Below are 10,181 nucleotides of genomic sequence, written 5' to 3'. Positions count from 1 at the left end.
GGGACCATCCCCGCGGGTGCGGGGAGCAGCGACGCACCGTCGACAACGTCACCCTGTACCTGGGACCATCCCCGCGGGTGCGGGGAGCAGCCCGGAGCTCCGGTTCAGCGGCGGCGGCCACGGGGACCATCCCCGCGGGTGCGGGGAGCAGGTGGCCATCTCGCGGCTGTTGCGGCCGGCCTCGGGACCATCCCCGCGGGTGCGGGGAGCAGTTCGGCGCCGGACTCCGCGGCTACCTCGCCCGGGGACCATCCCCGCGGGTGCGGGGAGCAGCGACAAGGCGGCGGTGGGGTTGCGTTCCTGATCGGGACCATCCCCGCGGGTGCGGGGAGCAGGCTGATTGACCTGCGAGTTTACGGTCGCGGGGACACGTTCTGAGGGACTTTTGCAAAATCCGGCAAATGGACACGGGGTGGTGCCTAGCTTTGCAGTCGCGCTCGGGTCAGCCGGTCAGCTTACGTCCTGGGAGTGCCGCCATTCGGCGAACTCTTCTCTTTGCTGGTTTTGATGTGGCGAGCCAGTTGCCCCCTGTATTAATCACTCATGGGTGATGGGGGGAACGTCCGTTCCAGCCTGAAGTGTCGGCTTGGGAAGCCGGCCAGGGCGGTGTGGGCCAAACATGACCGTAAGACCGATGGGTGGCTCCCACTGTGGCGGCACATGGAGGACAGCGCCGCCGTGGCGGGCCTGTTGTGGGACCAGTGGCTGCCTGTAGGGGTGCGGCGACTGATCGCCGAGCCGTTGCCCCGGGGGGAGTCGGACGCGCGTGCCCTTGCCGTGTGGCTCGCCGGCGCGCACGACATCGGCAAGGCCACCCCGGCGTTCGCGTGTCAGGTCGATCAACTCGCCGACGTGATGCGCGGCCAGGGACTGGAGATGCGCTCGGCGAAAGCCCTCGGGCCGGATCGACGGATCGCGCCGCACGGTCTGGCCGGGCAGGTGCTGCTGGGGGAATGGCTGGAGGAGCGGCACGGGTGGACGCCCGCCCGGACCGGGCAGTTCACGGTTGCTGTGGGCGGGCATCACGGAGTGCCGCCCGAGCACGGCCAGATCAAGGCCCTGTACGAACACGAGGAGTTGCTGCGCCCACCTGGCGCGAGCAGCCATGTCTGGCGGCAGGTGCAGACCGAGTTGCTCGACGCCTGTGCCGAGCAGTTCGGTGTGGCCGACCTGCTCGGCGGATGGCGTGGGGTCAGGCTGCCCCAGCCGGTGCAAGTGCTGCTCACCGCGGTGGTCATCGTCTCCGACTGGATCGCCAGCAACCCGGACCTCTTCCCGTACTTCCCCGACGGCGCATCCCGCAGTGACCACGAGCGTCTTACCGCAGCCTGGCAGGGGCTTGACCTACCGGAACCCTGGCAGGCCGAAGAACCGCAGGGCAGCGCTCAGGAGCTGTTCGCCTCCCGGTTCGACCTGCCCGCGGGAGCGCAGGTCCGCCCCGTCCAGGAAGCCGCCGTAGAACTCGCCCGGGAGCTGGAGACGCCCGGTCTGATGGTCGTCGAGGCGCCTATGGGTGAGGGCAAGACGGAGGCGGCACTGGCCGTGGCCGAGATCTTCGCGGCGCGATCGGGCGCGGGCGGGGTCTTCTTCGCCCTGCCCACGATGGCCACCGGCAACGCCATGTTCCCCCGCCTGCTCGACTGGCTGGGGCGGGTGCCGGGGGTGGCGGACTCGCGCCGCTCGGTGCACCTGGCCCACTCCAAGGCGGCTCTCAACGAGGACTTCGCCGGCCTGATGGACCGTACGGGAGCGGTCGCGGCCGTCGACGTGGACGAAGCGGCGCTCACATCCCGGCAGAGACTGGACGAGCGACGCCGCGCGCGACCCGAACTCGTGGCGCATGCCTGGCTGCGTGGCCGCAAGAAGGCCATGCTGGCGTCGTTCGTCGCGGGCACCATCGACCAGTTACTGTTCGCCGGCCTGAAGAGCCGGCACCTGGCACTGCGACACCTCGCCGTAGCCGGGAAGGTCGTCGTCATCGACGAGGCGCACGCCTACGACACCTACATGAGCGTGTACCTGGACCGGGTGCTGGCCTGGCTGGGTGCGTACCGGATTCCGGTCGTCGTGCTGTCGGCGACTCTGCCGGCCTCCCGCAGGCGGGAACTCGTTGCGGCGTACTCCGGCCGTGCCGACGCGGCGGCCGCCGCCGAAACGGCGACGTCGGACGCGTACCCCTTGCTGACCGCCGTCGCTCCGGGCGGCGTTCCGCTGCTTCGCCACCCGCAGGCCTCCGCCCGGTCGACGCAGGTGCGAGTCGAGCGTCTGAGCGACGGCCTGGACGTCCTCGCCGACCGGCTGGAGGCAGAGCTGTCCGACGGCGGGTGCGTCCTCCTGATCCGGAACACCGTCGCACGGGTTCTGGAAACGGCTCACGCGCTCCGTGATCGATTCGGTGCCGAGAGCGTGACGGTCGCCCATTCCCGGTTCGTCGACCTCGACCGGGCAGGCAAGGACAAGGAGTTGCTCCGCCTCTTCGGGCCTCCGGAGAAGACGGACGACCGGCCTGCGGGCCGGCACATCGTGGTGGCCAGCCAGGTCGCAGAACAGTCCCTGGACGTCGACTTCGACCTGCTGGTCAGCGACCTGTGCCCGGTCGACCTGCTGCTCCAGCGCATGGGCCGCCTGCATCGCCACCAGCGTGGAAGGGAACAGCACGACCGTCCCGAGCGCTTGCGCACCGCACGTTGTCTGGTGACGGGGGCCGACTGGGACGCGGAGGTGACCGCACCGGTGCGAGGGTCCGTCGCGGTGTACGGACGGCACGCCCTGCTGCGGTCGGCGGCAGTGCTCCTCCCCCACCTGGACGGCGGGTCCCGGCGGCCGGTGCGCCTCCCGGCGGATATCAGCCCCCTTGTGCAGAGCGCGTACGGGGAGGACCCGGTCGGTCCGGACCACTGGCAGGACGCGATGAAAGCGGCGGCTGAGCAGTTCGAGCGGCACCGCGATGATCAGGCCCAGCGCGCCGCAGTGTTCCGCCTGGGGGACGTCGGCAAACCGGGACGGCCGCTGTTCGGCTGGGTCGCCGCCGGGGTGGGCGACACGGACGACACCCCCACCGGGCGGGCCCAGGTCCGCGACAGCCGGGACAGCCTGGAGGTCGTCGTCGTGCAGCGGCGCGGCGACGGCAGCCTCGCAACCCTCCCGTGGCTCGAGCCGGACGGCAGGAACCGGCAACGGGCCGGCCTGGAGCTGGCGCAGGACGCGGTACCGACACGGTTCGCGGCCCGCACGGCCGCGAGCTGCGGACTACGGCTCCCCTTGCAGTTCTCCGGCGAAACCACGGACCGGGCCATCGAGGAGCTGGAGCAGCTGTATGTGCGCGCCTGGCAGGGCAAGGACAGCCCTTGGCTCGCCGACCAGCTGATCCTCGCCCTCGACGAGGACTGCCAGACCCACCTGGCGGGATTCGCACTCCGCTACAGCCCGAGTGACGGTCTTGAGGTGACCCGTGACGACGACTGATCCCGCCGGTGGCGGTATAGCGGCGAATGATGCTGTGTCCTTCGACCTGACCAGTCAACCGTGGATCGGTGTGCTGCGGAGCGACGGCTCCCAGGACGAGCTGTCGCTCCGCCAGGTCTTCGCCCAGGCCGATGACCTGCGGTGCGTCGTGGGTGAACTGGCCACCCAGGAGTTCTCCTTGGTCCGTCTCCTCCTGGCCGTCGCACATGACGCGCTGGACGGCCCGGACGACATCGAGGAGTGGGCGGAGCTGTGGGAGGACCCGGACTGCTTCGCTCCGGTCCAGGCGTATCTGGAGGAGCAGCGCGAGCGGTTCGACCTCCTGCACCCGAGCGCGCCGTTCCTCCAGACGGCCGGACTGCGTACGGCGAAGGACGACGTGTTCTCCCTCAACCGGATCGTGGCCGACGTACCGACCGGGCAGCCGTTCTTCAGCGCGCGGATGCCGGACGTACGGCGGCTTTCCCTCGCCGAGGCTGCCCGTTGGGTCGTCCACGTCCACGCCTACGACACCTCCGGCATCAAGTCAGGCATGGTCGGCGACGACCGCGTCAAGGGCGGCAAGGTGTACCCGCTCGGCACTGGCTGGGCAGGAGGCCTGGGCGGCGTGTTCGTGGAGGGCCGCACGCTGCGCGAGACGCTGCTGCTCAACCTGGTGGCGGCGGACACCGAGGCGCTCGACTTCTCCGCCGGTGACCGGCCGGCCTGGCGTCATGAGCCCTGCGGGCCGGGCTCTGACGGGTGGTCCGCGGCCGGTCCGCGTGACCTGTACACCTGGCAGTCGCGCCGGGTGCGTCTGCACCACGACGCGAACGGTGTCCACGGTGTCGTCCTCGGCTACGGCGATCCGCTCGTCGCCCGGAACATGCACCGCGCTGAGCCGATGACTGCCTGGCGGCGCAGCCCTGCGCAGGAGAAGAAGCTGGGGCGGGCGCCCATGTATCTGCCGCTGGAACACGATCCGTACCGCTCGGCCTGGCGGGGCATCGCCTCGCTCCTCGCCGACCGGCTGGAGGACACCGGCGGTACCGAGGGGCCCTCGCGGCTGCGGCCGCGGGTCCTTGAGTGGGTCGCGCGGCTGGTGACCGAGGGCCACCTGCCCCGTCGCTTCCTCGTCCGTACGCGGGTGGTGGGTGTCCAGTACGGGACCCAGCAGTCCGTGATCGACGAGGTCGTCGACGACCGTCTGGACATGCCGGTCGTCCTGCTGCACGGGCAGGATCCCGCCTACGCCGCGCAGGCCATCGCTGCGGCCGAGGACGCCGACAGGGCGGTGCGCGCCTTGGGGGACCTCGCGGCCGACCTCGCCCGGGCCACCGGCTCCGAGCAGGAGGGGCCGAAGGCCACCGCCCGTGCCGAGGGGTTCGACGCGCTGGATCACCGCTACCGCGGCTGGCTGACCGACATGGCGGAGGTTCCCGACCCCTTCGAGCACCGGCTCACCTGGCAGCGCCAGGTGCGGCAGTCGGTAGGCCGCCTCGGTGACCGCCTCATCGCCACCGCGGGGGACGCGGCCTGGGAGGGGCGGATGTACACCGACAACAAGGGCAGCACCCATTGGCTGAACGCGGGCCTGGCCGACGTGTGGTTCCGGGGACGCCTGGCCAGGGCCCTGGGAGACCCCGACTCGCCGGGCTCCGCCGGCTCCGGCGAGAAGGCCACTGCTTCGGCCGACGACGGGCCGTCCGGGCCGGAGTCCACCGGCCCCACGGGAACCGAACACGCCGCGACCGTCTCGGAGGTGCACGTATGACCACGACAACGACCGCAACCGCTCAGGTTCAGCAGCGAGTCGCGGACCTCGCCGCCACGCGCATCGGCGCCTGGCAGGACGGTTACCTCAAGGACAGGTCCGACGCCGTCGGCGCTCTCGCCCGGCTGCGTCGCGGCGCAGGTCGTGAGGCGGGCGAGACACCCGACCTGTGGAACCTGATCGACACCGGCCCGCTCCACACGACGGTCACGGGGACACCGCCGTTGGGCGAGTGGGAGCTGGAACGTGCCGAGGACGCGCTGCACGCGACCCTCACCCTCTGGGCGTTCCACCAGCAGTCCCGCGGTGTTCCCATGCACCGCCGGCATACGCGCGAGCGGCCTGCCGGCCTGGGCGCGGCGGTCCGGCGTCTGATGCCGGCCGACGGCACCGACGCCCCCGTACGCAAGCGTCTGGTCCGCGCGGGTACGGCCCCCGACCTCGCCACGCTCACCCGACGGCTGCGCGACATCGTCGCCCTGCTGCGCAGCGCCAAGACGCCGATACCACTCGACTACGCGCTGCTCGCCGGCCAGCTCTACGTCTGGCAGTGGCCCGACGGGCCCGCCGCCGTACGGCGGCGGTGGGGCCGCTCCTTCCACGAACGGCCGCAGGCCCAACCGGAAGCCGGCCAGAAGACCGCCCCGGCCTCCGACGAGAACGCCACCCCGGACACCGACAAGGACGCCTCGTGAACCGCATCTTCCTGGACGTGCACGCCCTCCAGACCGTCCCGCCCAGCAACCTCAACCGAGACGACACGGGCGCACCGAAGACGGCCGTCTACGGCGGAGTCCCCCGCGCCCGTGTCTCCAGCCAGGCATGGAAGCGGGCGATCCGTACCTGCTTCAAGGACGAGCACCTGCTCGACCCGGCCGAGCTGGGCGTACGGACGAAGAAGGTCGTGGAGCTTCTGGCCGACCGGATCACCGGGTTCGACGCATCCGTCGAGCGGGAGACGGCACTGAAACTCGCCGACGAGACGGTCAGGGCCGCGGGCTTCAAGACCGAGGTCCCCAAGAGGAAGGCCGACCAGGCGAAGAAGGACGGGGGCCCCGCCCCCGCCCCGGAGAGCAAGTACCTGGTCTTCCTCAGTTCCCGGCAGCTCGACGGCCTGGCCCGTCTCGCGCTGGAAGGCGCCGCCGACATCACGGCGTTCCTGAGGACCAAGGAGAACAAGGCCCGGGCCAAGGAGCTCGCGGACACCCGGCACTCCGTGGACATCGCACTGTTCGGCCGGATGGTCGCCGACGTCGCCGACATCAACGTCGATGCCGCCGTGCAGGTCGCGCACGCCCTGAGCGTCCACCGGGTCGACAACGAGTCCGACTACTACACGGCCGTCGACGACGAGAACACCGACGAGGAGACGGGCGCCGGAATGATCGGCACCGTCGACTTCAACTCCGCGACCCTGTACCGCTACGCCGCCCTGGGTGTGCACCTGCTCGCCGACAACCTCGGCCAGGGACTGCGTGACGACGAACCGCGCACCGAGCCGGTGCGCCGAGCCGTCGAGGCGTTCGTGCAGGCCTTCGTGAACTCCCTCCCCACCGGGAAGATCAACACCTTCGGGCACCACACCGAGCCCGACGCCGTGGTCGTCAGGCTCCGCACCACCCGGCCCCTCAGCTACGTCGCCGCCTTCGAGGACCCGGTGCGCAGCGACGGCGGCGGACACCTGCGCGAGGCCGCCGACCGGCTCGCCTCCTACGCCTCGGACGTCGAGCGCGCCTATGGCGATCCCGAGACCACCCTCACGTGGATCCTGCGGGTCGGCCCCGCCACGCAGAAGCTCGCCGACCTCGGTACTGAGACCGGGACACTGCGTGAACTCGCCGCGGCTGTCGGACAGTCCGTCGCCGAACGCCTGGAGAAGCCCGCATGAGCCGCACCAGCGTGCTCGCCCTACGGCTGGCCGGCCCCCTGCAGTCCTGGGGGGCCTCCTCCCGCTTCACCCGCCGCACCACCGAGTCGGCCCCGACCAAGAGCGGCGTCATCGGCCTGCTCGCCTCGGCGGCCGGCATCGAGCGCGGCGACGACACCGGCCTGGCCCCCTTGTCAGCACTGCGGTTCGGGGTCCGCATCGACCAGCCCGGGTCCCGTATACGGGACTTCCACACCGCCCACCACGGCGTCACCGGGGCCTCCCTGCCGCTTTCGGAGCGGTTCTACCTCGCCGACGCCGTCTTCGTCGCCGCGGTCGAGGGCGAGCACGCCCTGCTCACCCTCCTGCACGAGGCTCTGCGCGCCCCGGTCTACCTGCCGTATCTCGGGCGGCGTTCGTGTCCGCCCTCCGAGCCGGTCGACTTCGGACGATACGAGGACACGACACTCGAGAACGTGCTGGCAAGCGTGCCGTGGCAGGCATCCGCCTGGTACCGCAGACGCCACCGGACCCCGGAGTCTCTGACGGTACTCCGCGAGAGGACGGCCACAGAGTCCGCCGAGTCGGCCGACGTCCTGTGCGACCAGCCGGTCAGCTTCGACGCCGCGCACCGGAGGCACGCTCTGCGCACCGTCGTCACCACGGCCGTACCCACTCCCCTCCCTGCCGGTGGGGGCAGCCCGCAGGACGCACACGACCCGTTCGCCGCCCTCGATGCCCTGGAGAATGAGAGCGCCTGATGTTCCTCTCCCGCTTCCGCGTCAACACCGCACGGCCCGGCGCTCGCCACTTGCTGTCCTCGCCCCAGGCCATACATGCGGCGGTCATGTCCTCCTTCCCCGACATCCTGCCCTCCGACAGTCCGCAGCCCGACGCACCGCGCGTGCTGTGGCGCCTGGACCAGCGGGCCCGCGCCGAGGTGCTGCTCCACGTGGTCAGCCCCGGCCGTCCCGACCTGACCCACCTGGTCGAGCAAGCCGGATGGCCCGCCGTCGCCGGCCCCGAGAACCCCGGGTGGCAGACCCGGTCCTACGCTCCCCTGCTCGACCGCCTGGCCGTCGGTGACCGCTGGGCGTTCCGGCTGACCGCGAACCCCGTGCACACGGTCCGCCGCAAGGAGGGCGAACCCCGCAAGCTCACCGCCCACCTGACGCCCGTCCACCAGATGGGCTGGCTGCTCGACGAGGAACGGCAGAAGCGCCTCGGCTTCCGCGTCTGCGAGAAGCCGGCGGACCGCCGTCTCCTGCCCGAGGGCACCACCCACCACAAGCACCCCCAACCCGGCGACCGGTACGAGCTGGCCGTACGGGACAGCCGTTCTCTCGCCTTCGACAAGTCCCGCGGCTCCGGCAGCCGCCGGGACAAGCCGGTCACCGTCGTCACGGTCACCTTCGAAGGACGGCTGGAGGTCACCGATCCCGCCACGCTGCGCCGCTCCCTCACCCAGGGCATCGGCCGGGCCCGTGCCTACGGCTGCGGCCTTCTCACCCTGGCGCCCGTGACCCAGCCGACGCGCCCATGAGCACGGTCTCACAGCGCCGGGCGCTCACTCCCAGGCAGCTCACCCGCACCGGCGAACGTCTTTCCTTCGTCTATCTGGAGCGCTGCACGGTCCACCGCGACGCGAACGCCATCACGGCGCAGGACGCAGAAGGCACCACCCACATCCCCTCGGCGACGATAGGCACCCTCCTCCTCGGCCCTGGAACACGCGTCACCCACCAGGCCATGAGCGTGCTCGGGGAAACCGGTGCGGCGGTCTGCTGGGTCGGTGAACACGGCGTGCGCTACTACGCCTCCGGTCGCGCGCTCAGCCGCTCCGCCGCCCTCGTGGAGGCCCAGGCCCGCCAGTGGGCCAACCCGCGCAACCGCCTCGCCGTGGCCCGGGCGATGTACCGGCTGCGCTTCCCGGACGAGGACCCCACCGGTCTCACCCGGCAGGAACTCCTCGGCCATGAGGGAAAGCGGGTCAAGGACTGCTACCGGGCCGAGGCCGCCCGCACCGGCGTCCGCTGGCGGGGCCGCCGATATGTTCCCGGCGACTTCTCCGGCGGCGACGCCGTCAACCAGGCCATCACCGCCGCCGCCCAGTGCATGTACGGCATCGCCCATGCCGTCGTCACCTCTCTGGGATGCAGCCCGGCTCTGGGTTTCATCCACTCGGGCCATGAACTGTCCTTCGTCCTGGACGTCGCCGACCTCTACAAGACGGAGATCGGCATCCCGCTCGCCTTCGACGTGGCCGCACAGGACGAGGAGGACACGGGCCCACGCACTCGCCGCGCCTTGCGGGACCGCATCAACGAAACATCGTTGCTGAACCGGTGTGTCGACGACATCAAACAGCTCCTGCTCCCGGAAGCGGCCGACTCCACCGGCGTAGGCGACGACCGGGACGTGGTCACGCTCCAGAGCGACCACGGCCGCCAGGTCGCCTCCGGCATCAACCACGACGGTCCCGAGGACTACGGAGACGATCTCTGGTGACGGTCATCGTCCTCACCAACTGCCCGGCCGGGCTACGCGGCTTCCTCACCCGCTGGCTGCTGGAGATCTCCGCCGGGGTATTCGTGGGCAACCCCTCGGCCCGGATACGCGACGCTCTGTGGGAAGAAGTCCAGCAGTACGCGGGACAGGGCCGCGCCCTGTTGGCCCACACCACGAACAACGAGCAGGGCTTCACCTTCCGCACCCACGACCACGCCTGGCACCCGATCGACCACGAGGGCATCACCCTCATCCACCGCCCCGCCCCCAACGCGTCGCCTCCCCAAGCCGGACCACCATCCGGCTGGAGCAGAGCCTCCAAACGCCGCCGCTTCGGCAGGGGCTGATGCGCACGGAGCCAGCTATGCCCCATTTGCCGAAATCGGCGGAAGTCCCAGGAATCCACCTCCGACACCAACAAAACCACAGTTCGCCCAGCCTGCTCCCCGCACCCGCGGGGATGGCCCCCGCCGACTTCAGTGGCAGAGCGGGGTGTAGCTGCTCCCCGCACCCGCGGGGATGGCCCCCAGATGGCCGAGTTCTCCAAGTACGGCTTCAACTGCTCCCCGCACCCGCGGGGATGGCCCC

At 71.0% G+C, this 10,181-nt stretch carries 8 protein-coding genes and 1 CRISPR repeat array; all 8 genes read left to right on the top strand.

Annotated elements, in window-relative coordinates:
- Nucleotides 1-335: a CRISPR direct-repeat array (repeat unit 29 nt; unit sequence GGGACCATCCCCGCGGGTGCGGGGAGCAG).
- A gap of 325 nt (nucleotides 336-660) precedes the next feature.
- The 8 genes from cas3 to cas2e are packed head-to-tail and all read left to right on the top strand — an operon-like array spanning nucleotide 661 to nucleotide 9,940.
- On the top strand, nucleotides 661-3,465 hold the full coding sequence (gene cas3 / locus GTW67_RS30495; RefSeq protein WP_161167985.1) for a CRISPR-associated helicase Cas3': 2,805 nt from the start codon (nucleotides 661-663) through the stop codon (nucleotides 3,463-3,465).
- 34 nt (nucleotides 3,466-3,499) lie between these two features.
- A complete protein-coding gene (gene casA, locus GTW67_RS30490; RefSeq protein WP_346010787.1) occupies nucleotides 3,500-5,218 on the top strand; it encodes a type I-E CRISPR-associated protein Cse1/CasA in 1,719 nt (572 codons plus the stop codon).
- A complete protein-coding gene (casB, locus tag GTW67_RS30485; RefSeq protein WP_161167984.1) occupies nucleotides 5,215-5,913 on the top strand; it encodes a type I-E CRISPR-associated protein Cse2/CasB in 699 nt (232 codons plus the stop codon). Before casA ends, casB begins: the two co-directional genes overlap by 4 nt.
- Nucleotides 5,910-7,106 carry a type I-E CRISPR-associated protein Cas7/Cse4/CasC gene (gene cas7e, locus GTW67_RS30480; RefSeq protein ID WP_161167983.1) on the top strand — a complete coding sequence of 399 codons (1,197 nt, stop codon included), beginning with the start codon at nucleotides 5,910-5,912 and terminating at the stop codon, nucleotides 7,104-7,106. The genes casB and cas7e overlap by 4 nt, the downstream gene beginning before the upstream one ends.
- Nucleotides 7,103-7,846, top strand: a complete 744-nt coding sequence (gene cas5e, locus GTW67_RS30475) for a type I-E CRISPR-associated protein Cas5/CasD (protein WP_161167982.1) — start codon at nucleotides 7,103-7,105, stop codon at nucleotides 7,844-7,846. The genes cas7e and cas5e overlap by 4 nt, the downstream gene beginning before the upstream one ends.
- Nucleotides 7,846-8,628, top strand: a complete 783-nt coding sequence (cas6e, locus tag GTW67_RS30470) for a type I-E CRISPR-associated protein Cas6/Cse3/CasE (RefSeq protein WP_161167981.1) — start codon at nucleotides 7,846-7,848, stop codon at nucleotides 8,626-8,628. Before cas5e ends, cas6e begins: the two co-directional genes overlap by 1 nt.
- A complete protein-coding gene (gene cas1e, locus GTW67_RS30465; RefSeq protein WP_161167980.1) occupies nucleotides 8,625-9,593 on the top strand; it encodes a type I-E CRISPR-associated endonuclease Cas1e in 969 nt (322 codons plus the stop codon). The genes cas6e and cas1e overlap by 4 nt, the downstream gene beginning before the upstream one ends.
- Complete coding sequence (gene cas2e, locus GTW67_RS30460) at nucleotides 9,590-9,940, top strand: type I-E CRISPR-associated endoribonuclease Cas2e (protein WP_161167979.1); 351 nt, start codon at nucleotides 9,590-9,592, stop codon at nucleotides 9,938-9,940. The genes cas1e and cas2e overlap by 4 nt, the downstream gene beginning before the upstream one ends.
- The last annotated feature ends 241 nt before the right edge of the window (nucleotides 9,941-10,181 follow it).

This window comes from Streptomyces sp. SID5910 (assembly GCF_009862125.1).
Classification (GTDB): domain Bacteria; phylum Actinomycetota; class Actinomycetes; order Streptomycetales; family Streptomycetaceae; genus Streptomyces.
The sequence above is the reverse complement of the archived record's forward strand: the minus strand, read 5'-3'. Positions and strand labels throughout refer to the sequence as shown.

Coding starts and splice junctions, on each gene's coding strand:
- cas3 (WP_161167985.1), top strand. CDS start 661: ATGGAGGACAGCGCCGCCGTGGCGGGCCTGTTGTGGGACCAGTGGCTG.
- casB (WP_161167984.1), top strand. CDS start 5,215: ATGACCACGACAACGACCGCAACCGCTCAGGTTCAGCAGCGAGTCGCG.
- cas6e (WP_161167981.1), top strand. CDS start 7,846: ATGTTCCTCTCCCGCTTCCGCGTCAACACCGCACGGCCCGGCGCTCGC.
- cas1e (WP_161167980.1), top strand. CDS start 8,625: ATGAGCACGGTCTCACAGCGCCGGGCGCTCACTCCCAGGCAGCTCACC.
- cas5e (WP_161167982.1), top strand. CDS start 7,103: ATGAGCCGCACCAGCGTGCTCGCCCTACGGCTGGCCGGCCCCCTGCAG.